This is a genomic window from Ktedonosporobacter rubrisoli, from assembly GCF_004208415.1.
GTDB classification, from domain to species: Bacteria; Chloroflexota; Ktedonobacteria; order Ktedonobacterales; family Ktedonobacteraceae; genus Ktedonosporobacter; species Ktedonosporobacter rubrisoli.
Genome location: NZ_CP035758.1, coordinates 3,855,311 through 3,878,525, shown reverse-complemented (window position 1 = coordinate 3,878,525; position 23,215 = coordinate 3,855,311). Strand labels below are relative to the sequence as shown.

The following is a 23,215-nucleotide window of genomic DNA, read 5'->3' as shown; positions in this document are numbered from 1 at the left end:
ACGCGGTCGTACCCAAAACCCGGGGCTAGACAAGAGAGATTCCCAGCGGTGATAGGATAAACCAAAACCCAATCTTGTCACCGAAAGGAACCTCTCATGCAGATACAAGTATCGCTCACGTTGGACGTGAATGCAAACGCAAGCCTAACGCAAATGGAAGAACAGGTCAAAGAAGCAGGCCATCGCTGGATGCGCCAGGCCCTCAAAGAAGTGGTTGGGCAGTGGGAACAGGCTCATCGATCCTGCCGGGCATGTGGGAGCACGCAGGTACGCACGGAAGGCACCGTAGGCAGAAACATCCAGACCCTCTTCGGTCCGGTGTATCTGGCTCGTCGTCGGTTTCGCTGCCAGCAGTGCGGGCAACGATGCTGTCCGTCCAATGGGCTGCTTTCGCATGTCCATCTGAGCCGTGTGACCGAACCCTTACGTGAGGCGGCGATGATGGCAGGAGCCTCCTGGCCCTATCGGCAGGCCGCTGGTTGTCTCAAGCGGCTGACGGGAGCCCAGATCAGTGCCGAAGCCATCCGTTTGCTCACGAATGCAGAAGGCAAGGCAGCGGCTCACCGTCAGGCCGAACACACGGCCTCCTCGTCCCCCCAATCTGCGTCCAGTCAGCCAGCCCCAGCCGATGAGCGCTGTGTGATTGGGTTGGATGGGGGATGGGTGTGCAATAGAGAAAAACGAGGGGGCATGGAAGGAAAAATCGGAGTGATTGCCAGTGGACAGGTCTGGGGGAAAGAGCCAGAGCAGCCCAACGGATCGATGACCTGGATCGAACTGAACCGGTATATGGAGCAGCATCATCACCCTGCAAGGCAGCGGAGCCGTTGGAAAAGGCGTCGGTACGTCGCCACTTTTGCAGATGCTCGCGCCATAGGCGAGCAAGCGGCGTATGCGAAAGAAGCCCTCGGGTTGCACCATCATCGGACCATTGTGGTGGCAGATGGAGCTCATTGGATCAAAAAAGAAGCAACGATGCACTTTCCCGATGCCCAGTGCATTTTGGACTGGCCGCATCTGTGGCGAACGGTGCGCACAGCGGCCAACCTTGTCGGAATGCTGACCCAACACAGCCAACACGAGCACGCACGCGTGGTGAACCAGTTGGAAACATGGCTGTGGAAAGGCGAGGTGGAACGGGCTCAAGAGGTGCTCAAGCAGTGGCGAAGCGAGTTGGCTGGACCGCATTCTCATCGGCTGACCGCTCTGCGGCAAGCGATCACGTATCTGGACAGGCAGCGAGAGTGGATTGGGTCGTATGAATACTGGAAGCACCAAGGCTATCCGGTGGGCAGTGGCATCATCGAGCGAGCGGTGGCGCTGGTAATCAATCGGCGGATGAAGCGGCGTGGCATGCGCTGGTTGCGCCGCAATGCCACCGCCGTGGTGGCGTTACGGGTCGACCTGCTCAATCACGATTGGTCGATGCCTGCCTCTACTCGGGTCTTCCCCTAAATGGTTGAGGTGGCCCCAGGTTTTGGGTAGAACCTAGAAACGCTGACATATATTAGCCTCCAAATGTAGATGATGCAGTAATGATACTCTACTGTGGCTCATAAATCAAGTAGCAACATTTAGCTCAGAGCTATTTAATTTGCCTGCAGGATAAATTTTGCCATACTCAACGAGTCGGCGCAGGCGACGGATGGGGCAAGTCCTGCCCCTATGAGCAGCGCACCTAGCGGTTGATCTGCCTGTTGAAAGGTAGAGTGATACAGTTCACCATGCAAATGTGAAAGGTACCATGATAGAACTTTACTTTTTATGTTAGGTTTTATGTATATGAAAAAGGCTTTCTGAACGTGAAATAAGAAAAGAGTTGTTAAGATTGAGTAGATATATACAGACAATCTAGCAGCAGGAAGGATCTTGCCATAATGAAAGTTTTTATAGCGGGAAACAAATTATTCACGCTCGTCCTGGCGCTGCTCAGTGTAGGCGTCATGCTACTGCTGGCTGCGTGCGGAAGTACCCCGGGATACGCGAATAATAGCCCTTTGGCTTCAAGTGGCACCTCTACGAGCAAAAATAGTGAGAACAGTAGTCCACACTTCGAGATCGAGCTCAAGCACAGCCCCATTGGGACCACAGATCTTTCATGGAATCCTAAAAACGATGAGCTTCTCGTCAAAATCAGTTTGACTGGCCTTGCGCCTAATAGTTCGCACGCCGCCCATATCCATGCCGGGACCTGCGCGGTCGATGGCTCGGTCGTCTATCCGCTCAATAGCGTGGTAGCTGATGCGCAAGGTAACGCGGTTTCCGAAACCAAGATCGAGCATGTGAGACAGGGTATTCCAGCACATGGCTGGTATATCAACGTGCATAATGGTTTGACGATGAGCGACATTGATCACCGGCCTATTTCTTGCGGAAACATTGCTAATTCCGACACATCGAAAAAAGCTATGCAGTCAGTCCATGTTACGATGGGAACCACTAGCGCGCCCAACGAAGCGGCCAGCGGTAAGGCGACGCTCACAAGCAAGGATGGCAAGTTTGTCCTGACTATAACCCTCGACGGTCTGCAGCCCAACAGCAAGCACATAGCCCACATCCACGCCGGGAGTTGTGAAGCGCAAGGAGCGGTCCTTGTCATGCTCAATTCAGTGGTGGCCAACGCGGACGGCAAGGGTACTTCTAGCACGACCATCGAGCATCTGCCCTCTTCCAACAACGGCATGTATATCAACGTGCATACGGGGGCTACAATGAGCGAGCTGAGCCAGCCAGTCTACTTCAATCCCATCGTCTGTGGCAATACCTCAAAGAGCTAACCTAGCTTTTCGGTAAGTGAGTAATTGAGAAGCGGTAGCGCAACGTTGCACTACCGCTTCTTGCCAGCCATAATCTTCCCACCTTCATGCGGGAAGAAACTGCCATGCGCGACTTTGCGTGGCATATACTCTTGAGCTTGCTTGCTTCCCTCCGCAGACATGCTTAAGCAAGGTGCTGCAACTGGATAAGGAGAGAGTGCATCGAGAAAAGAAAGTTTTCTTCCAGCCCGGCCACGGCCTGATCCAGTGAACCGGCCTGCAGAGCAGTCAGGATACTGGCATGCTGCTGCACCGAGATCTCAATGAGCCTTGCCTCGCGCATATAAAGGCTCTCATAGCGCCTGATCGCTCGCCACTGCTCCGCAATCATGTCAAGCAAGCGACGGTTAGGACACCATTCGTGGAGCGTGTTATGAAAGGCCGCATCAGCTTGATGGGCATGAACAGGGTCAGAGTGCGCTTCTGAGAGCTCCTGGTTGAGTTGCTCAAGGCGCACAAAGTCAATCGTCGTCATCGTGCCACTCAAGCGCAATGCCAACCCTTCAAGATTGCCAAGGATGGGATATACCTCGCGAACCTCGCGCTCCGTAAGCGGTTGGATAATAAAGCCGCGCAACTGGTCTGCATAGACAAAACCTTCTTGCTCAAGGCGCAAGAGCGCTTCGCGCAGCGGCGTGCGGCTCACATTTAGTTCTTGTGCAAGCCGAGATTCATTCACGCGGCTACCAGGAGCAAGCGTACTATTGAGAATACGCTCAAGAAGGATCTGGTAAAGCTCATCGCGTAGAGGAGCGCGTACCGTCATAGACTAGTTCTCCTATAGCAACTAGCTGCTTAGCACGTCCAGAGCCAGCTCTGTTGCTGCTCCAAGCTAAGATTGCTACCACAGAGAGGCGTGGCGACAAGCTGATCGGCGAAGCGCTCTTTAAAAACCATAGCTGCCGCCAGGCCAGCAGCTCCAGATGGCTCAACCAGCAGCCCCATCTCAAAGTAAAGCAAGCGCACGGCTTCAATCAAGGCCTGGTCATCTACAAGCAGGATATCGTCGATCAGCCCCTTCATATCTTCCAGCGCTTCGGGGACGGGAGTGCGTATGCCGATGCCATCGGCTACCGTCTCAATCTGTGGCAGCGTGACAAGTGTATTGCTGCGCCAGGAACGCTCCATAGCGGGCGAGCCGGTTGGACTTACCCCAATGATTTGCGTATGGGGGGAATGGGCCTTGAACCAGCGTCCAATCCCATTGATCAGAGCTCCATTGCCAAGAGGAACCAGCACCGTATCAAATGGCTGGGGCCAGCGCGTAAGTTCTACTGCTATACTACCCATGCCTTCCGTAACTGCCGCTTCGCGTCCATCTTCCACAAAATAAGCGCCAGTCTGTTGGGCGTATTCGGCAGCCGTAAGCTTGGCTGCGTCAAAATCCTTGCCAACCAGCTGGACCTGAGCGCCCAGGCGCTGCATAGCTTTGACCTTGCGTGGATTAGCGTTCTCTGCCGCAAAGACAGTAAAAGAATAGTTTCGCTTGCGCGTGGCATAGGCCAGGCCCTGGCCAAAATTACCTGAAGAGGCGCAGACAATAGGCATCGGTTCTTTAAGTTGCGAGACAAAATAATCAGTACCTCGACCTTTAAATGAGCCGATAGGGTTGATGGTCTCCACTTTTACGACTAGCTGTAGCGACCCCAGAAACGGCTCAAGTTTCTCGGCCCGAAACTGAGGTGTGTTAGTGAATATGGGATCGATAATACGAGAAGCTGCTTCGATGCGCTCAAGAGAGAGGCGCGAATGAACCGTTGATATGCTCATCTGAAAATCCCCTTCAGGTATACAGACACGAAATATTGTATACAGTTTGATCATAGTGTATACAAGATGAGCTATTTTGTCAACGAAAACCTCGAATGATTTGCGCTTTGCGGCATAGGAACTGAGGATGGTGAAGGGCATCATGCTTATCGCGGACCTGGGGCCAAACTTAAAATTTTCTGTCTGAAAGTCTGTTCAAGGCGCTAGAAGAGCCCTTTTGTGCTCCACCCATTGCTGCAGATCAGGCTTCATCGCTCGGCTCTCTTATCACGGAAAATGAATAAATTATTCGAAAAGTTTATATTGACAAATAAGAAAGCACTATCTATAGTGTGAGAAGAGCGAGATGGAACTGGCTTCTGGTTTGTAATGAGCAAGAAGCAAAAGGGCGGAAAGGTGCTCTCATGTATTTGCGTTGTTATCCAGAAAGTGTGGGCAGGCATGTTTAAAGCCACATCCCAGTTGTCGAACAAGACCAATAAGGCTGAAGATATAGGGCAGCCAGTATTGTTATCTGCGGCTAGCCCGCTTACCTGGTGGGCTGCAGGCTTAATGGCGACCATTTTAGGCTTTTCGCGGCTCTCGTACGGTCTCCTCCTGCCAGCCTTGCGGACAAGTCTGCTGGGCTCATACAGCCTGCTGGGATTGATTGGGACAATTAACTTCGCTGGCTATCTACTTGTACGCTAGTAATGCCTTTGCTACTGGCTCGCATGCATAATCGTATCCTGTTCAATACATTGGCGCTCCTGCTGATGAATATAACTATGTTCATCTCGGCGTTGAGTATGGATGTATGGCAGTTAGGGCTCTGGAGATTTCTTGTCGGCTTCTTTTCAGCCATTGCGACAGTGCTTACGATGTCTCTCACTCTGGAATGCATCAAAGTAGAGAAGCGCGGAACGGCTTCAGGAATCATTTGGATGGGAGGAGCTCTTGGCGTGCTGATTTCTGGCCTGATAGCGCCCTCTATTGTGAACTTTGGAGCTGCTAGCGGATGGCGCCTGATCTGGATCGCCATGAGCGGCGTAGGCGTGCTTTGTGCCCTGGGTTTTCATAGTGTTAGAAAGGGCGGAAAGCTGAATAGCAGTACTGCGCAACAGTTAGCTGAGAAGCAGGTAACAAAGCAGCCGTCATTGTGGGTCGCGCTTCTGCCACTCTTTTTGCCGCGTCGCATGCTGTTTCTGACCCTGGCTTATTGCGGCTTTGGTTGTGGCTATATCATCTACTTTACCTATTTTATTGCCTTGATTACGCAGCAGGGAGTTCCGGCGACCGGTTCGGGCTTTGTCTGGGCTGCCATCGGGCTGGCAGGAGCGCTCAGTAGCTGGCTCTGGGGTGGTATCGTAGATCGCTGGCCGACCGGCTTTTCCCTGGCAGTTCCTCTCGGGCTTGGTACCCTGGGTGCATTGACTGTGCTGGTTAATAGCCAATGGCTGGAATATAGCGGTGCAGCCGTTGTTGGGCTTGCTGCTTTCATTGCGCCAGCCCTCATTGTAACGGCCCTATTGAAGCGAGCCGTCAATGATGAACAGTATGCCCTCTGCTTTAGCATTCTTACTTCCCTTTTTGCCATTGGGCAGCTTATCGGGCCGGTGCTGGGAGGGGCAGTAATTGAGCACTTCAATCTGGCTGTGGGCACAGCTGCAAGCGCAGCGCTATTGGGCCTGGCCGCCCTTTGTGCCTGTGGCTATGGCCTGGTTGCCAGGTGGGCAAAGATCAGAGGGTAACTAAGAGATCCGTTACTACCTCGAAAATTTCTCTCATGCTTACTGTTGTTGGTAAATACCCTACGAAGTGGATTTGGCCCGCAATCTTGGACGCTGGGACACACGCTCCTGGACAAAACCGCTTCCCATCAGGCTTCTTTCACTGAAATTTTGTCAATTGGAGGGGAAAAAGAAAGGCTTGTGTTAGTTCTCGCAGAAGGATTTGCCGGATCAGGGTGAGGAAGATGTCCATCTCGAACGGCTTCGGAAGCGAAGACCAAATCGGAGCGAGCCTGGCTATGCCCGCGCTTCCTGGAATTACTTGATCACACGGAAGCGCAGGGGAACGCATCCTTTGTTTCAATCATTTCTGTCGTTTCGAGCTGAATATGCTCCGCCTGCTACTCATGCGCGTCTTCACCACCACATTAGGAGTGCGGCGGAGCGCAAGATTACGTGCGCAGCTTCACCACCTCGAACAGGAAGTGGGTGGCGCTTGGTGTCTCGATTGAGCGAGCCTTCCTTAGTTCGATCCCCTCGGGGTCGAGACCCTCAAAGAGCCGAATGCCATCACCAAGGAGTATGGGGATGAGGTGGATCTGTATCTCGTCCAGCAACCCAGCCTTCAGATACTGCCTGATGATGTTCGCGCCACCCCAAATGCCGACATTCTTGTCGCCGGCGGCTGCACGAGCCAGCTCAAGTGTGGCCTCGATCCCATTCGTCACGAAGGTGTACGTCGTACCACCCTTCATTGGCAGGGGTTCTCGCTCTTCGTGAGTCACTATGAACACCGGCATCCTAAACGGCGGAGGATCGCCCCACGGCTCGAATCCGACGTCAAACATGCGCTTCCCCATAATGACCGCTCCGGTTGAGGCAGATTTTTCATCCCAAATCTTCGCGTCAGTCTCCGTCTTCGTCTTTGGGTCGAAGCCCCAGTCATGAAGCCGATCTCCACCATCCCCCATCCCATTCCCGACGCGCACGTTCGGTCCGGTGATGAATCCATCTAAGGACATAGATATATCGCTGACAACCTTGCTCATAGAACCTCCTCAGTTCGTCATATCTAGACTAGAAGTGAAACTAGGCCGAGATGCGCCAGCCGCCAAGTCCGGCTAAGCGCCTTCCTGCCACTCGCACCTATGATACTCTCGATGCAAAGGCACCGTCTTGGAAAAAAACGCAATTACTCCATATGCTGGGCACGCGAAATCTGTGCGGGAGTTTGCCCGATGTAGCGCCTGAGTGAGTTCGTGAGGTGGGATTGGTCGAAATAGCCGAGCTGGGAGGCCGTATCGAGGATGGGGTAACCTTGCTCTAACAGCGTGGCTGCCTGCTGGGCGCGCTGAATTTGCTGCACGGTTTTGTGCGTCAGTCCGGTTGCCTGCCGGAAACGGTACTGCAAGGCGCGGGCAGAGAGGTTGGGCTGATCAACCTGCATCAAAAGATCGAAAAGCGGATCGCGCACCAGCAGCCCCGCGCGCATCAGGCGATAGACGAAGGTATCGGCATTTTCGTAGGTTGGCAATTCCCAGGTCGAGCCGGAGAGCCAGAAGGATTTCCCGGTTGCTTCAGACAGGTTCACATCGTGTCTATCCAGGAGACGGATGGGGAGCAAATCCGGCATGAAGGTACCCAGTTGAAACGTAATGCCCAACCACTCGGCATCCGCCGGGACAGATGCACGGGTTGCTTTCGTTTCCGGCCCCTGCACTGTGAAGGTCGTCTTCCCCCTGTATCTCATCAAGAGCATGTCCCAATGGATCGCAGCAGGAGAAAGGAAAGATCCAGTTCCCTGGCTTTGAGTGCGCCAGATCGCCTGGACAAAAGACGAGTCGGACGATCTTACCTCAGAGGTAAAAAGCATGTTTTAGTTTCTCCTTTGGAGAACGATTTTCTACACAGGTGATGTTCGGACTTGTATGAGAACAAACGGCGGTGCTGAGACGCGAGAACGAAGGTCAGCCTCATCTGCCACTCGGCTTTCGCCGGTCTCGGCGCCACCTTTATCATCGGTGAGCAAGAAAGACGAACTCTAAGCCAGGACGGTCGGAGGCATCTCGAACTGATTCCACCGTGAACCCTGTACGGAAAAGTGTCTCAGCAATCTCTGATCGTGTGCGAAACCGTAAGGTTGACTCGGATGTCATCACGCTCTCGTCCTTTCGGAACACGAATGTAGAGCGAAAAGAGACCAGTGGTAGCTCTACATTCATCAGCTCCACCCAGGACTCGACCGCGCCGATTCCAGGGGCCTCATTCGTCTGATAGGACTGTTCTCGGTTCCAGCCCTTCCATGCTTTCTTGCTTGGATCACGCACCTCAAAGACAAGCCGCCCATCCGGGCGAAGCGCGACGTGACACGCACAAAGCGTTGTCATCCACTCCTCATCCGTTACGAATACTTGTGCCACATTGCCAGTCATGGTGATGAGATCGGCCTGCAATCCTTTGAGCTGCGCCGCAGTGCCAGTGATCCAGCGAACGAGGTGCCCATATGCTTTCCGTTTAGTGACGGAGAGCGAAGCTGTAGCCGGGCCGATGCCCACAACCTCAAACCCTCGCGAGGCTTCGCGACAGGCGAGCTTACCGGTTCCGCATCCCAGGTCAATAACAGAGTGTGCACCGAACTCGTCTGCTATGGCGAGATATGGGGCGAGGTCCGGTCGGTCTGGACGACTGTCGAGGAGATCATAGATTTCGGCCAGTTTGGGTTCGGCAAATAGAGCGTCAGGCTTCACGGTACCTCTCTTTCTCTTCTGCTCATCTGATAGCATGTACGCTCGGTGCCAATCCAGAAGATGCCTTGTTGCAAGCTGGCAAGCCGTCGTGCGGCCTCGGCTTTGAGCAGATTACGATCTCTCCGTTTGTTGTCCTCCATGCCCACCTCGGCGAGGAACGGTGTTCCGACGTCCAACGTGCCCACGAAATCGGGCAGGTAATGATGGGGGTGTTCTCAAACGTGTAGCCAATCGCAAACGGGGCGTGTTGTGGAATCGGCAGTCGATACTTCGTGGCAAACTTCGGGCCAATATCATCACGCGCGTAGCTGGCAACCAGAGGATGATACTCAAGCCAGAGCATGAAGCGTTCTTCGAGCTGGCCACAAAATGGCTGTCTGATCACCGTGCCTGTTTTGTAGCTCGGAACCCATCCTGAAATGGAGCGGCCCGCTATCTTGAACAGATCAATGCCTTGTACTTCTGGCGCGACCATGAGCAGCCCCGCTTGACATGCGCATCCGTCTTTTGCATTCCAATGGGTTGTCAGTTCCCGCGATTAAGGAAGGCAATTTACAGATTTGAGAGCAAGTGTACCTGATGGGAAGCGGTTTTGTCCAGGAGCGTGTGTCCCAGCGTCCAAGATTGCGGGCACTGTTACACCTTTGCGGGCCAAATCCACTTCGTAAGGTATTTATCAGTTGTATCTAGCGCAAGCCCGCTGCGTCATAGCGTGCGCCAGCAGATCGCGAAAGCGCTTCAAGGCGGGAAAGATCAATTTCGTCAAGTTCCATCTCTATGGCAGCAGGTTCTGCTGAAGATAGTTGTAGAAAGAGCTTTGCATTCTGTCACTTTCTTGCGAAGCGTGTCGAAAACACGGGACAGCTTAGAAGCGCTGTCGGTACTGACGCGGGGTCACTCCCAGGTGGCTTTTGAAGGTGTGGGTAAAGTGGCTCTGGCTCTGAAAGCCAATTTCCAAAGTGATTCGTGCGAGGGGCAAATCCGTCTGCGCTAGAAGATGCCGAGCTCTTTCAAGGCGCTTGCTCAGCACAAACTGATGAGGGCTCAAGCCTGTCGTCTCGCGAAAGAGCTGCGCAAAATGATAGGTGCTATAGCCGATCTGCTGAGCAAGCGCCTCCAGCGTGATCGGCTGGGCTAAATGGGCCAGGATATACTCAGTGACTCGCTTCATCTGCCGGGGAGTCAGCCTGCGTATATGTGGCTTGACCATAATGTCAGTTGTCAGATAGTGGGTGAGCAGGTGAACTATCAGCATCTGGGCTGCAGTCTCAGCATAAAGATGGTTGCCAGGGGTGGGCTGCTCTAGTTGCCAGCGCAATGCCCAGCCCGTGTGAGCCAGCAATGGGTCCTGGAAGCCAGAAAGCTCCTTGAGGCGAAGGTGGGCCGGATCACAATCCGCAACTTGCTGAGCACTACGGACAAAGAGCCCCTCGCTAAGGTGCAGATGGAGCGCCTGAATGGGCTCACTTGACTGACTGTGCCAGCGTAGTTCATATGGTTCTCCTCCTCCAGGAGTCAAAAACAAGTCACCTTTATGGATGGAAACCGCTTCCCACGGGCTATTGGCAGCTCTGCTTTCAAAATACATGGAACCTTGTATGACCAGGACAAGATGAATATCGGGAACGGCTGGCAAGAGCACACTCTCAACCTCCCTCGGCTCATGAAACTCACGGACTATAATGCCTTGCCAACCAGTCCTCCAACTGGAAAGAACTGGTGGTGTAATTGTGTAGCGCTCAAAGTCGTGTGTTGATGTAGATTGAGGAACATGCTGCATGCCGCTTAGCATCTCTTTCATCGAATAAGGGCTTATTTTACAGATTTCTCAGAGTATAGCATAGATACTCCACAAGTTGCAGCCTTGAAGAGTTTGTGGATAAGCCGAAGGATATACTAAATTTCTATGTTGAAAGCGTTTGAAGCCTTTAATCAATAATAGTACTGCTTTGTTCCTCGCTTCTCCATGCAGTGGGGATGCGAAATCCCAATTCGGTCGAGATCTCAAGGCCAATGCCTCGTAAGAGTATACCTAATTCTTCGGCGCGGCTCGTAAGCTCCGCAGTGAACCAGACGAGAGATAGCGTAGCCATCACCTGGCCCTGAATATCGAAGATGGGAGCGGCAATGGCTGTGGCTCCCAACGCAGTCTGATTGTGCGCGATGGCGAAACGTTGTTGGCGTATGATGGCCAGCTCGTTCTGCAGGGCCTGGGGGTCTGTGAGTGTCTCAGGCGTCAAGGAACGTAACTCAGTCGTCTGGAAGTAGCTGCGCAGCTTTTCTGCCGGCAGGAAAGCCAGGGAGACACGACCTTGAGCCGTGGCGTAAGCGGGACTGCGAAAACCAGTATGTATGGCCAAACCGAGGCTGCGGGCCGGCATGAAGGTGCGCACAGCGACGAATTCGTTATCTGCGAGCACGCCAACTACCGCAGTATAGCCGTAGCGCTCTGATAATTCCTGGGCTCGGGTGCTGATGCGCTCAAGATAGTTTGCTCCATTGACGGCTAGCATGCCAAGGGCATAGAGGCGCATGCCCAGCGCATAGCGCTCGGCGCCAGCCACGCGCTGAACATAGCCCACCTGCTCCATGCTGATGAGAAAGCGATGAATGCGCGCCTTGGGGATATGGAGCATGCGAGCGATCTCGGCCCCGCTTAACGCAGGCGTATCAACTGAAAAGCAGCTTAATATCTGGTCGACAAATAGGACCGCTTCAACTTTAGGCGTTTTACCGGCTGCCTGGGCTGAAGTAGTAACTTTGCGTTCATTGTCCATAACCTGTTCCTCCATCCTTAGATCCACAAGAGCAAGCAAAGAGCTTGACAGGGTTGCATACCACATTATATACTACATACAACCAAACAGCGAGATGACATCTCTCTCAGCGAGACAAAAATTATCAGCGTTAGTAATGACTGCAGATTGCAAGCCCCGAATAGATAAACTTTACCAGGAGAGGGCAAGCGGCAACGAAGTGCAGAGAGAGAAGCTTACTTGCACTTTATCATCTATCTTCCAGGCCGATTCGTAGCGCAAACTCCTTAGTGCATCTAGTATCGTGCGTTTCCCCAAGATTATGCCTGCGTTGTAGCGGCATCAGCTGTATTTATGTAGAACCATCGCCTTTCTCACTATTCGGTCGTCACGCGCTTGCGAGTTCCTTGTGCTAAAGGTGGCACAAGCGGTCATAGTTTGATTGGAGGCATTAGATGGCGACAGCCGATGAGGTAATCCAGAACCTACCCTGGCGCTGGAATACGCAAGGGCTAATATTTGTGATCTGCGGGCTTGGTTTCATGTTTGATGCGTGGGAAGTAGTATTGACGGGCTTTGTCATACCACTTCTGGCCACCTCGGACTGGCATGTAAGTAAGTTGGAGCTTGGGCTTTTTGGTTCAGCTGGTCTGATCGGCATGGCTGTGGGCGCTTTCGCCTGGGGATCTATTGCCGATCTGATCGGGCGCAAACGAGCGTTCATGTACACCATGCTTGTCTACTCCATATTTTCGCTCCTGTGCGCTCTTGCTCCTACTTATACCCTTCTCCTGATATTTCGCTTTATCGCCGGTCTTGGCCTTGGCGGTTTTATTCCTGTCGATTATTCTGTAGTTTCAGAATTTACTCCCAGTAAAAATCGTGGCACTGTGCTGACTGCGTTAGATGTCTGGTGGCCGATTGGGGGAACTTTATGCGGCTTAGTCGCGACGTTGCTTGCTCCTTATCATAACTGGCGTCTACTTTTTGGCCTCATGGCCTTGCCTGCTTTAATGGTCTTCTGGGTGCGCACGGCTATCCCCGAATCGCCGCTCTATCTTATCCGTGCGGGCCGTCGTGAAGAAGCGCGGGCCGTCGTGCAAAGGCTCATCGAGCGCGTAAAAGTCACCGTGCCCGCATGGACGCTGCCAGAAGCTGCAAGAGAGGCCTCGACTACGCGCACGCTCTTTACGCAATTTCGCGCTATCTGGTCTTATAACTTGAAGATTACTGCCGGCTCCTGGCTGCTCTTTATGAGCAACCTTCTGCTCTATTATGGTGTGGTGACCTGGTTGCCGACGATCCTGGTGAGTGAGGGCTACAAGGCCTATGCGGCATTCCTGGTCACCACCCTTTTAACTGCTATCGGGATCGTCGGAGTACTGGTTTCCGCCTGGCTTGTGGAGGTAATCGGTAGGCGCTGGGTAGTGGCCGTAGGTGGTGTACTGGCGGCGATCAGCATGTATATCTTCACTTTGCAGCTCCATTTGCCAACGATGGCGCAGACCTGGATTCTGGTTTTCGGCTTCACTACCGAATTGGTCCTCCCTGCCATACAGGCCTATGTACCTGAGCTCTATCCTACGCTCTTGCGCGGCACTGGCTTTGGCTGGGCCTCGACAATGAGTCGGGTGTGTGCCGGCCTTGTGCCGATCATCTTTGGCTCCTGGCTCTGGCCAGTTTTTGGCCTTGCGAACACCTTCGGGGTTATCGGACTCTTTGTCCTGGTAAGCATAGTCTGGATGTGGGCTGCTATGCCCGAGACTAAAGGCAAACTACTCGATCATGTGGGAGAGGAAGGGGTCGCTGTGCAGGTCGCCGAGCCGGCCTTACAATATCCGCAGGGTGGCTCTTCGGAGGAAGGCGGCTCATACTAATCTTTAGCGCGATTGTTTTGTGTATCAGTTAGCAGAGCTTGTAATGAGGTAGATCGACTAGTCATTCAGGGAGAAAAACCTACTATGGATCTTCATCTTCAAGGTAAGGTAGCGCTGATCACTGGCGGTAGTAAAGGTATCGGTCGACAGGTCGCTCTCACGTTCGCACAAGAAGGCGCGCATGTGGTGCTTTGCGCGCGTACGCCTGCGGACCTGGAGCTGGCCAGGAGCACCATCGAGGCCATTGCTCCCAATTGTAAGGTATGTACAGTTGAGGCTGATCTGCGCAGCGAAGAAGGCGCGCAGAAAGCTGTGAACGCAGCGCTTGATTATTTTGCTGGCGTGGATATTCTTGTCAACTGTGCTGGAGCTGCGCCTGGAAGGCTATTAAGCGAGATTGATGATGAGACATGGCACGAAGCCTTGGCCCTGAAATTTCTTGGCTATGTGCGCATGATAAAGAGCATTGTGCCCCATTTTCTCAAGCGCGGGAGCGGAGTTATTGTCAATGTGGTGGGCAATGATGGCGTGAAACCCTCATACTGGGAGCTGACCGGAACAGCCGCCAATGCAGCGGATCTGGCGGTGATGCAGGCGCTTGCCGATCAGTATGGACGCTACAATATCCGTATCAATTCGGTAAATCCAGGACCCGTGGATACCGGGCGCTGGGATAGCCTGACTGCTGCGTTTGCCCGTGATAAAGACATTTCACTTGAGGTGGCGGATAGCGTGGCTAAGCAATCCATAGCCTTTGGACGCATCTGTACTCCGCAAGAGGTGGCCAATGTGGTAGTCTTTCTGGCCTCGGAGCGAGCAAGTTTTGTGCATGGAACCTCGCTTACAATCGATGGGAACCAGCGCAAGGCGATCATGGATGTTTAGAGCCTGACGGAGATGCACAATGAAAGTAGGCGTCGTGCAGCCAAATGTCCAGACGGGAATAGACGCGGTGGAGGCTAATCGCGCCTTGGCCATGCAGGAAGCTGAAAAAATGTTTATGGCTGAGGCCAGACTGGTAGTCCTTCCCGAGTGCGCAAGTTACCAGTATTTTCCTGGCAGTCCTGAGATGCTTTCTGCGCTTGCCGAGCCACTCTATGGACCAAGCGTTACATTATGGAGCCAGCTTGCGGTCCGCTATAATGCATATATTGCCGGTGGGATTCTGGAGAAGGAAGTCAATGGAATCTATAACACGGCTGTACTTGTCGGTCCCGGTGGTCTTGTGGGGCACTATCGTAAGCTCCATCGTTTCTCCTGGGAGCGCGATTGGCTGCTCGCCGGAAATGAACTGGCGATCTTTGAACTGCCAGAACTTACTATACGAGCGGGACTGCTCATCTGCTACGATCTGCGCTTTACTGAAGCGGTCTTAAGCCTGGCTCTCGCCGGCATTGATCTATTGATTGTCCCGACTACCTGGACCTCGCTTGGTAAACGGATCTTATGGGATCAGGCCGGCTATTGTCCACAAAATCATCTCGCGATCGGCTATGCCTATGCGCACCATATCGCTGTGGTGTGTGCGGACCGTGTAGGGCGTGAGGATGAAGTAACCTTTCTGGGGGCCAGCATTGCTGTGCATCCCGGCGGCGAGGTAGCTCTTGGCCCTTTGAGCGGGCATGAGGCCGGCGCGACTCTTGCTGAGCTCGATGTGGAGCGGGCCAGGGACAAGCGTATCGCCTCGGCTGGCGATCTTATGCGCGATAGACGCCCGGAATGTTACTCGCTGTGGAAACAGAAGCAGGAATAAATTCGGTATGCATGGTAAGATTATTTTAATGGCAGCATCTCATCCGGCTTCCTCTGTGGTAGATAGATGAGCCGGCAATGCTGGTCAGGCCAGAGGGAGCAGGTGATACATGAGCGTTCGTCTGTTGGATCATATCGGTATTGTAGTGCATAATCTGGAACCCACGCTGCGTGAATATGAGCTAACCTTAGGCCTGAAGCCTTCTCACATCGAGACATATGGCGATGGATTGTTAAAAATTGCCTTTTTGCCCATCGGTCCGGTGCATGCGGTGGGATCTACGAAGCTTGAACTTTTGCAGCCCCTGCGCCCGGGAACCTCGGCCTGGAATTTTTTGCAGCAGCATGGCCAAGGCGTAGAGCACCTGGCCTTTCTCGTGGATGATGTCGATCATGAGTTGGATCGCTTAGCACATCTTGGCATCCCCATGGGAGATCAAAGCTCGCGCCCTGGTGCGGGAGGTATGCAAATTGCCTTTCTCAATCCACAGGCTCTTTCGGGAATGCTTGCAGAGCTGGTTACTCCTATCTCGCAACGCGGCTCACTAGCCATGTAGAAGAGCCGGTGAGCCCAGGCCATGGCGGTCATGATGTCAGATCAATCATGCCTGCGATCTATCTGGGAGGCATATGTGGAAACCTTTTTGATTGTAGAACAAAGAGGACCGGTTGGCTGGATTACTATTAATCGTCCTGAGAAGCGCAATGCGATTAGCCTGGAAATGTGGTATGGACTTCAGCAAGCAATTAAAGAGCTGGAGCGTTCAGGTATCCGAGCCCTGGTCATTACCGGGGCTGGAGAGGCAGCCTTTGCTTCTGGGGCAGATATTATGGAGTTTGAAGACACAAAGCGCACGCCTGAAGCCGCACGAGAATCATTTCTGTCAGTTGACGATACCTGCCGCTTGTTGAAAGAATTGCCGATACCGGTAATTGGCGCAATTGACGGTTATGCGATTGGTGGAGGGCTTGAGCTTGCCGTCTCGTGTGATTTTCGCATAGGCACGCAGAGGGCCAGGCTAGGTATTACCTCTACTAAGATGGGCATTACGATTGGTTGGGGCCATATCCGCAGGCTTGTAGAGGCTCTTGGCCCGTCCTGGGCGCTTGATCTCCTGCTTTCTAGCCGCCTTGTAGATGCCGATGAGGCTTTGCGTATTGGCCTGCTACAGCGTATAGTGCCAGATCATGCCATGCTGCTCAAGGAAGCCCAGGCGCTAGGAGAATTATTTGTGGAGCGTGCACCGCAGGCACTGGCCTGGGTCAAGAAGATTGTCTATGACATTACGACAGGAGTTGCAGCGCCTGCTCCCATAGACGATGCCAATGCCGCAATTCGCTGCTTCGAAACTGCCGATTTTCAGGAGGCTGTACAGGCGTTTCGCGCGAAACGCAAACCTCATTTCACAGGACACTAACGGCTTAGGAGGAGATGGGATGAAACCACCTGTTTTTGCATACTATGCTCCAACCGACGTGGATGCTGCGTTAGGAATGCTGCAAGAGTTTGCACGCGAGCAGAAACACGATGTGAAGCTGTTAGCGGGTGGACAGAGCTTGATGCCTTTGTTGAATATGCGCCTGGCCCATCCTGAGATAATTATTGACCTTAATCAGCTCTCTACTCAGCTCAGCTCTCTACGTCTTGAGGACGATTGCTTGCGCATTGGCGCTTTGACACGGCATTATCAGCTTGCTTTACAACCTCTAATTGTCAAGCATTGCCCGCTGCTTGTAGAGGCAGTTAAGTTAATTGGACACGCTGCTATCATCACGCGCGGGACTATTGGCGGGAGCCTGGTGCATGCTGATCCTGCTGCAGAGCTACCTCTGGTGTTGACTACGCTGGGTGGAAGCGTAACGTTGGCCAGCCTTGAGAAGCGACGCGAACTGAAGGTCAGCGAGTTCTTCCTTTCCTTTCTTACCACAGGCATAGAGGATAATGAGCTGCTTATTGAGGTAACTGTGCCGGTATTACCGCCAGGAAGTGGTCAGGCTATCGAGGAGTTTTCTTTGCGCCACGGAGACTTTGCCCTGGTAGCGGCAGCGGCTCAGGTGACGCTGGGTACCGATGGCACATTAGCTGCCGTGCGTCTGGGAATTGGCGGTGCGGCCCCAACTCCTATCGATTGTAGCCATCTATTTGTCCCTGTTCTCAAGCAGGCTCCAGATCCCAGCGTTTTACGTGAAATTCTCCATAACGTGAAAGATCATCTCGATCCTACTGCCGATATCCATGCCAGCGCCGAATATCGCCTGGAACTGGCAGAGACCTTAGCCTATCGCGCCCTGGAACGTGCCATGCAGAAAGCAAAAGTGGCGATAGCAATAGATTCGCTCCACTGAGCGATGAATATATGTATGGATTTAGCTATGAGTTAATTTGCGTGTTTGCTAAGCAGTGCTTGCTGCGGGAGGTAGGAATAGTTGGAGCCTCAAATGCTTTCTTTTGAACTAAGGGTTAATGGTAATATCTATCGGGTCGAGAATGTAGAACCGCGTTTGCTGCTGGCTGATACCTTACGCGATGTGCTGGGCCTGACCGGCACCCATCTTGGCTGCGAGCATGGCGTGTGTGGCGCCTGTACAGTTCTTGTAGATGGCATGCCTGTGCGCTCTTGTCTGATGCTGGCGATACAGGCTCAAGGCCATGAGGTTACGACTGTGGAGGGTCTGGCACCTGACGAGGAGAGGCTTTCGCTGCTCCAGCAAGCATTCTGGGAAGAACATGGTCTGCAGTGTGGCTTCTGCACGCCCGGTATCCTGACGACAATGACCTGGTTTCTGCAGCAGAATCCTGCCCCTACGCGCGCCGAGGTTCGCGAGGCCTTATCTGGTAATATCTGCCGCTGTACCGGTTACCAGAATATTGTGACAGCCGTAGAGAGGGCCGCCGAACGTCTACGAGAGACGGCTAAGGTAGCGAACGGAGCAGAAAACGATGGCCATTGGTAAGGCAATCAAGCGTCTTGAAGATCCGCGCCTGCTTGCTGGTAAGGGCTGTTATGTTGCCGATCTGTATGTGCCCGGGATGCTTGAGGCGTATGTTGTGCGCAGCCCTTATGCACATGCCAGGATTGTGGCGATAGATAGCCAGGCAGCACTGGCATGTCGAGGCGTGCTTGCTGTCTTTACCGCCCACGATCTACCAGCTGATCTTATGCCCATTCCGATGAGATTGGCACCTACGCCGGCCCTGGAACTTGCATTGCAGATGCCGCTGGCCCGGGATGTGGTGCGCTATGCCGGCGAGCCGGTAGCGGTTATCGTTGCCCATTCGCGTTACCTGGCCGAGGATGCCGCTGACGAACTCTTGATCGATTATGAACCGTTAGAAGCTGTTGCCGATATTCGAGTTGCTCTACGCGTGGACGCTCCGCTCATTCACCCTGCTCTTGGCAGCAACGATGTCTTTACGCTTATTTCCAAGAAAGGCGAACCAACCCGGGCTTTAGCGCAGGCGCCGCGTCGTTTAAGCCTGGAGCCAGGCGTGCAGAGGCATGCAGCTGTGCCTTTAGAGACGCGCGGTCTGCTGGCCATTCCCGATGAGCATGGTCGTACGCACGTCTATGGCCCTACCAAAGTTGTGCATTACAACCATGCTATCCTGGCGCGCATGCTTAAGTGCGATCCGGCCTCGCTTCACTTTGTCGAGACCGATGTGGGAGGAGGCTTTGGCGCGCGCGGTGAATTCTATCCCGAAGATTTTTTAATCCCCTTTATTGCGCGTAAGCTCAACCGCTCGTTGCGCTGGATCGAAGACCGCGTGGAGCATTTGCGGGCCACCAATCATTCGCGCGAGCAGCGCCACCAGCTTACCGTAGGCTTTGATGATGAGGGAAAGCTATTAGCCCTGGAAGATGAGATCTGGGTCGATACAGGAGCCTACATTCGTACTCATGGGGTCACCGTACCCGACCTGACGCAAGCTTTATTTCCCGGTCCCTATGCCTGGCCTGCATTCCAACTGCGCACGCATGTCGTAGTCACTAACAAGACTCCCATCGGCACCTATCGTGCGCCGGGACGCTTTGAGGGAACCTTTGTGCGCGAGCGGCTGATAGAAGGAGTTGCCCAGATGCTTGGCCTGGACCCGACGCTTGTGCGCGAGCGAAATTTTGTAGCGCGTGAGCAGATGCCCTACAACGTAGGGACCCAGGGCCTTGGTGAGGACGTTATTCTGGATAGCGGCGATTATCAGCGGCTCCTCGCCATCGCTAAACAGCGCATGCAATGGGAACAATTTGCCCAACGCAAAGCCGAAGCGCGTAAGCAGGGTCGTTTGCGCGGGTCAGGCTGGGCGTTTTTTGTCGAGAAGACAGGCCTGGGACCGTGGGAAGATGCACGCCTTGTGCTTGATAGCGCCGGCCAATTTACCTGCTATACCGGCTTAGCCGCCCTTGGCCAGGGGACGGAGACTATTCTGGCCCAGCTTTGTTCCGCGCAGCTTGGGATCGAGCCAGAGCGCATTAAAGTCGTGCATGGAGATACCGACAAAGTTCCGGCGGGCGGAGGATCTTTTGCTAGCCGTGGCACTGTAGTTGGTGGAACGGCAGCCCATCTGGCCGCTGAAGAGCTAAAGAAGCGCATCCTCAGGGTCGCCGAAGATTATTTCGAGGCCTCGGCCCTGGATCTACAGGTAGGTCCTGAAGGGGTTTCCATGTCTGGCGTCCCCGCTAGACGGATGAACTGGCAACAGGTCGCGGCTCATGCGCAAATGCTGGAGGTTAGCTTAGAGGTAAGCCAGCGTTACGACGTCACGCATATGACCTATCCATATGGCGTGCACGCAGCAGAAGTCGAAATAGATAGCGAGACAGGGCAGATTTCGCTTGAGCGATATCTGATTGCCTATGATGTAGGGAAAGCCGTAAATCCTGCCATGGTCAGGGAGCAGCTCATAGGTGGGATGGCTCAAGGGTTGGGAGGCGCCCTGCTGGAAGAATTGGCCTATGACGAAGAAGGCCAGCTTTTGAGCGGCACATTTATGGATTATTTATTGCCAGGAGCCTGTGAAGTGCCCGATGTGGAGGTCATCATTACAGAGGATGCGCCTTCTCGCCGCAACCCGCTGGGCCTCAAAGGGAGTGGCGAGGGAGGGACTACCGGCGCGGGAGCGGCTATTGCGAATGCGGTTGCCAATGCCCTGGATGCACCTCCAGAAGCGTTTACGCAGCTACCCATTCGCCCTGAAAACGTCAGCGCCTTCTTGCGCAAAAGAACGGCTCGTCCACACCTGAACAGTTCATAGGCTTGCCCATTCTAGTTATCATAAGTCGCTTGGAAAGGCCCTATGTAAGGTTGTAATGGATAAAGACATAACAAACATTTGCAGAAAAGCCAGCGGAATTCTGCAATCATGGTAGGAAGGTAGGTATGTCAATGATCGGTCAGCGCGTACGACGCCGAGTAGACCCGCGGATGTTGCGCGGCAAGGGCCAATATGTTGCCGATCTGCGCCTGCCAGGGATGTTGCATGCAGCCTTTGTACGCAGCCCTTATGCACATGCGCGCATTGTGGATATTGATGTAACGGCGGCTAAAAAGATGCCTGGTGTGGCAGCTATTTTTTGCGCAAACGATACTGAGTTCCCTGCTTTACCCCTCCTTTTGCCCCATCCCTCTCTCAAGGCCGTAACGCAGCAGCCATTTAGTCGTGAGGTTGCTCATGTGGGGGAACCGGTAGCCCTTGTCCTGGCTGATAGTCGCTATCACGCCGAAGATGCCTGTGAGGCTATAGATATTACCTATGAGCCACTTGAGGCTGTCGTGACTGTGCAGGGTGCCAGCAGCCAGGATGCAGCTTTAGCCCATACCTGGTTAGAGTCGAACCTGGCTGCCAGTTTTGTGCAAAACGTGGGCGAGGCTCAAGCGGCGCTTAACGAAGCTCCTATTGTGGTCTCGCTCGAAATGGCGATAGGGCGCGTCAGTTGTATGCCCATAGAGTGCCGGGGTTTGCTGGCCAGCTGGTCGGCTGGATTGGGGCAGAGTGGACTGACTGTCTATGCCTCCACGCAAGTACCACATATGATGCGGCGAATCTACGCCGACATGTTTGATCTGCCCGAACTGAGTATTAGAGTTGTGGCCCCGGATGTGGGCGGTGGATTTGGCGCTAAGGAGCCTTTCTATGTTGAGGATTTCTTAATTGCCTGGGCCGCTAAAGAGGCGGACAGACCGGTGAGCTGGATTGAGGATCGCATGGAGAATTTACAGGTATCCGTGCATGAGCGCGAACAGCATCACCGGGCAAATATGGGCTTGACGCGTACAGGAGAGATTCTTGCAGTTACCGATAGCTTTATGGCCAATACCGGCGCTTATGTTCCTTGGGGTGTGGTCGTGCCGCTGCTGACCTCAACATTGATCCCCGGACCTTATAAAGTTCCCAACTATTATTGCCAGGCCGAAATCTGGTATACCAATACAACGCCACTGGCCCCCTATCGTGGCGCGGGACGCCCGCAAGCTGCCTTGATCATCAATCGCTTGCTAGATAAAGCCGCCGATCAGCTTGGTATTGATCCGGCAGAGCTGCGCTTCAAGAATCTTATTAAGCCCGACGAGTTCCCTTATAACACGGGCTTGCTCTCGCGCGATGGGACAGCTATGCAGCTCGATAGCGGAAATTATCAAGCTCTTCTCAATTCGGCCCTGGAGCAAGGGCAGTATTGGGCCTGGCGCAAGAAACAGAAGGCAGGCAGTAATGGCAAGCTTGTAGGAATTGGTCTGTCTATGGCGATTGAGAATACAGCCATAGGGCCGCATGAAGGAGCGACAGTAACAATTGAGAGCAACGGTGATATTACCATCAAAACCGGTGCCGCCTCGCAAGGGCAGGCTCACGAAACCACCCTGGCGCAGATCGCAGCGACAGTCTTTCACACCTCTTTAGAGCGTGTCCATGTGCGCGAGGGAGATACAGCGCTCATCCCCTATGGAACAGGTACTTTTGCCAGCCGAACTGCTGTCGTAGCCGGTAGTGCTATCCAGTTGGCCAGCGAAAAAGTCAGACAAAAGCTGCTAGCGCTTGCAGCTCATATGCTAGAGGCCTCGGCTGAAGATCTGGAACTTGTCGCTGGGGTTGTTCAGGTGCGGGGTGCAGCGCAGCGCAGCATCTCATTTGCCCAGCTAGCCAGATTGGCCAGTGGACGCTTCCCGGGTGCAACCTTTACCTATCCCATCGAGCCAGGGCTCAATGCTACCGAGTACTTTACGCCCTCAGGCTCGGTATATGCGGCCGCCGCTCATCTGGCGGTAGTAGAGGTAGATGCCCAGACAGGCCGGATTAGCATTCTTGATTACACCGCCATTCATGATTGTGGCACAATTTTAAATCCCCTGGTTGTGGATGGGCAGGTCATGGGCGGTGTCGTGGCTGGCATTGGTACAGCCATGTTTGAGGAGGTGCGCTACGATGAGCAGGGTCAGCTTCTGACCAGCACCTTGGTGGACTATCTTATGCCAGCGGCGGCCGAGATGCCAGATATCAAGGTCGCACATATCCAGACGCCCACGCCCCTGAACCCGCTGGGAGCGAAAGGAGCCGGCGAAGGAGGAGCAATCCCCTCACCGGCAGCCATCGTTGCCGCGGTCGAAGATGCATTGCGCCCCTTCCAGGTCAGCATCTGCCAGATCCCAGTCACGCCGCAGCGCATACAAAAGCTGATTAATGCAGCGAAAAAGCAGGCAATGGCAGGTGAGGAAGACAAGTTAGAAAAAAGCGTTGACGAATAAAGCCTGGTTTATTCCATTGTTCAAGTGTATTTGACGCGAAAAAAGGAGCAC

The 23,215-nt window shown here is 53.7% G+C and carries 21 protein-coding genes; 13 read left to right on the top strand and 8 right to left on the bottom strand.

Annotated features, from left to right (window positions below; genetic code table 11):
- Nucleotides 1-96: 96 nt before the first annotated feature.
- The gene (locus EPA93_RS17225; RefSeq protein WP_129885608.1) at nucleotides 97-1,455 is read left to right on the top strand and encodes an ISKra4 family transposase; all 1,359 of its coding nucleotides are present in this window, start codon (nucleotides 97-99) and stop codon (nucleotides 1,453-1,455) included.
- 422 nt (nucleotides 1,456-1,877) lie between these two features.
- Entirely contained in the window at nucleotides 1,878-2,777 is a 900-nt protein-coding gene (locus tag EPA93_RS17220) for a CHRD domain-containing protein (protein ID WP_129888696.1), read from the top strand.
- Nucleotides 2,778-2,940: 163 nt separating this feature from the next.
- Here EPA93_RS17220 and EPA93_RS17215 read toward each other — a convergent pair whose 3' ends face one another.
- A complete protein-coding gene (locus tag EPA93_RS17215; protein WP_129888695.1) occupies nucleotides 2,941-3,582 on the bottom strand; it encodes a GntR family transcriptional regulator in 642 nt (213 codons plus the stop codon).
- A 29-nt stretch (nucleotides 3,583-3,611) separates the two neighbouring features.
- A complete protein-coding gene (locus EPA93_RS17210; RefSeq protein ID WP_129888694.1) occupies nucleotides 3,612-4,586 on the bottom strand; it encodes a threonine ammonia-lyase in 975 nt (324 codons plus the stop codon).
- Nucleotides 4,587-5,027: 441 nt separating this feature from the next.
- Here EPA93_RS17210 and EPA93_RS50415 point away from each other — a divergent pair, with 441 nt between their 5' ends.
- Nucleotides 5,028-5,276 (top strand): YbfB/YjiJ family MFS transporter, encoded by a 249-nt coding sequence (locus tag EPA93_RS50415; protein WP_129888693.1) that lies wholly within the window; start codon nucleotides 5,028-5,030, stop codon nucleotides 5,274-5,276.
- A 2-nt stretch (nucleotides 5,277-5,278) separates the two neighbouring features.
- A complete protein-coding gene (locus tag EPA93_RS17200; protein ID WP_129888692.1) occupies nucleotides 5,279-6,316 on the top strand; it encodes a YbfB/YjiJ family MFS transporter in 1,038 nt (345 codons plus the stop codon).
- 431 nt (nucleotides 6,317-6,747) lie between these two features.
- On the opposite strand, the gene EPA93_RS17195 is transcribed toward EPA93_RS17200, so the two are convergent.
- The 6 genes from EPA93_RS17195 to EPA93_RS17170 all read right to left on the bottom strand — a co-directional run bounded on the left by EPA93_RS17195 (nucleotide 6,748) and on the right by EPA93_RS17170 (nucleotide 11,819).
- Nucleotides 6,748-7,344 carry a dihydrofolate reductase family protein gene (locus EPA93_RS17195; protein WP_129888691.1) on the bottom strand — a complete coding sequence of 199 codons (597 nt, stop codon included), beginning with the start codon at nucleotides 7,342-7,344 and terminating at the stop codon, nucleotides 6,748-6,750.
- Nucleotides 7,345-7,487: 143 nt separating this feature from the next.
- The gene (locus EPA93_RS17190) at nucleotides 7,488-8,168 is read right to left on the bottom strand and encodes a helix-turn-helix domain-containing protein (protein WP_129888690.1); all 681 of its coding nucleotides are present in this window, start codon (nucleotides 8,166-8,168) and stop codon (nucleotides 7,488-7,490) included.
- Between the two features lie 142 nt (nucleotides 8,169-8,310).
- A complete protein-coding gene (locus tag EPA93_RS17185; protein ID WP_242527429.1) occupies nucleotides 8,311-9,042 on the bottom strand; it encodes a class I SAM-dependent methyltransferase in 732 nt (243 codons plus the stop codon).
- Between the two features lie 22 nt (nucleotides 9,043-9,064).
- Nucleotides 9,065-9,427, bottom strand: a complete 363-nt coding sequence (locus EPA93_RS17180; RefSeq protein WP_129888688.1) for a hypothetical protein — start codon at nucleotides 9,425-9,427, stop codon at nucleotides 9,065-9,067.
- 480 nt (nucleotides 9,428-9,907) lie between these two features.
- Complete coding sequence (locus tag EPA93_RS17175; protein ID WP_165423203.1) at nucleotides 9,908-10,822, bottom strand: AraC family transcriptional regulator; 915 nt, start codon at nucleotides 10,820-10,822, stop codon at nucleotides 9,908-9,910.
- A 148-nt stretch (nucleotides 10,823-10,970) separates the two neighbouring features.
- Nucleotides 10,971-11,819 (bottom strand): IclR family transcriptional regulator, encoded by an 849-nt coding sequence (locus EPA93_RS17170; RefSeq protein ID WP_165423202.1) that lies wholly within the window; start codon nucleotides 11,817-11,819, stop codon nucleotides 10,971-10,973.
- A 434-nt stretch (nucleotides 11,820-12,253) separates the two neighbouring features.
- Between EPA93_RS17170 and EPA93_RS17165 the strand changes: the two genes are divergently transcribed.
- The 9 genes from EPA93_RS17165 (at nucleotide 12,254) to EPA93_RS17125 (ending at nucleotide 23,164) form a co-directional block, all read left to right on the top strand.
- Entirely contained in the window at nucleotides 12,254-13,675 is a 1,422-nt protein-coding gene (locus EPA93_RS17165; protein ID WP_129888685.1) for an MFS transporter, read from the top strand.
- An 84-nt stretch (nucleotides 13,676-13,759) separates the two neighbouring features.
- Entirely contained in the window at nucleotides 13,760-14,560 is an 801-nt protein-coding gene (locus tag EPA93_RS17160) for an SDR family oxidoreductase (protein ID WP_129888684.1), read from the top strand.
- Between the two features lie 19 nt (nucleotides 14,561-14,579).
- Complete coding sequence (locus EPA93_RS17155) at nucleotides 14,580-15,428, top strand: nitrilase-related carbon-nitrogen hydrolase (RefSeq protein WP_129888683.1); 849 nt, start codon at nucleotides 14,580-14,582, stop codon at nucleotides 15,426-15,428.
- Between the two features lie 109 nt (nucleotides 15,429-15,537).
- A complete protein-coding gene (locus EPA93_RS17150) occupies nucleotides 15,538-15,984 on the top strand; it encodes a VOC family protein (protein WP_129888682.1) in 447 nt (148 codons plus the stop codon).
- A gap of 75 nt (nucleotides 15,985-16,059) precedes the next feature.
- Nucleotides 16,060-16,845, top strand: coding sequence for an enoyl-CoA hydratase/isomerase family protein (locus tag EPA93_RS17145; protein ID WP_165423201.1), 786 nt, complete (start codon nucleotides 16,060-16,062; stop codon nucleotides 16,843-16,845).
- Nucleotides 16,846-16,864: 19 nt separating this feature from the next.
- Entirely contained in the window at nucleotides 16,865-17,773 is a 909-nt protein-coding gene (locus EPA93_RS17140; RefSeq protein ID WP_165423200.1) for an FAD binding domain-containing protein, read from the top strand.
- A gap of 93 nt (nucleotides 17,774-17,866) precedes the next feature.
- Nucleotides 17,867-18,382 (top strand): (2Fe-2S)-binding protein, encoded by a 516-nt coding sequence (locus EPA93_RS17135; protein ID WP_129888679.1) that lies wholly within the window; start codon nucleotides 17,867-17,869, stop codon nucleotides 18,380-18,382.
- The gene (locus EPA93_RS17130) at nucleotides 18,369-20,678 is read left to right on the top strand and encodes a xanthine dehydrogenase family protein molybdopterin-binding subunit (protein WP_129888678.1); all 2,310 of its coding nucleotides are present in this window, start codon (nucleotides 18,369-18,371) and stop codon (nucleotides 20,676-20,678) included. Before EPA93_RS17135 ends, EPA93_RS17130 begins: the two co-directional genes overlap by 14 nt.
- A gap of 125 nt (nucleotides 20,679-20,803) precedes the next feature.
- Nucleotides 20,804-23,164, top strand: a complete 2,361-nt coding sequence (locus EPA93_RS17125) for a xanthine dehydrogenase family protein molybdopterin-binding subunit (protein ID WP_129888677.1) — start codon at nucleotides 20,804-20,806, stop codon at nucleotides 23,162-23,164.
- The last annotated feature ends 51 nt before the right edge of the window (nucleotides 23,165-23,215 follow it).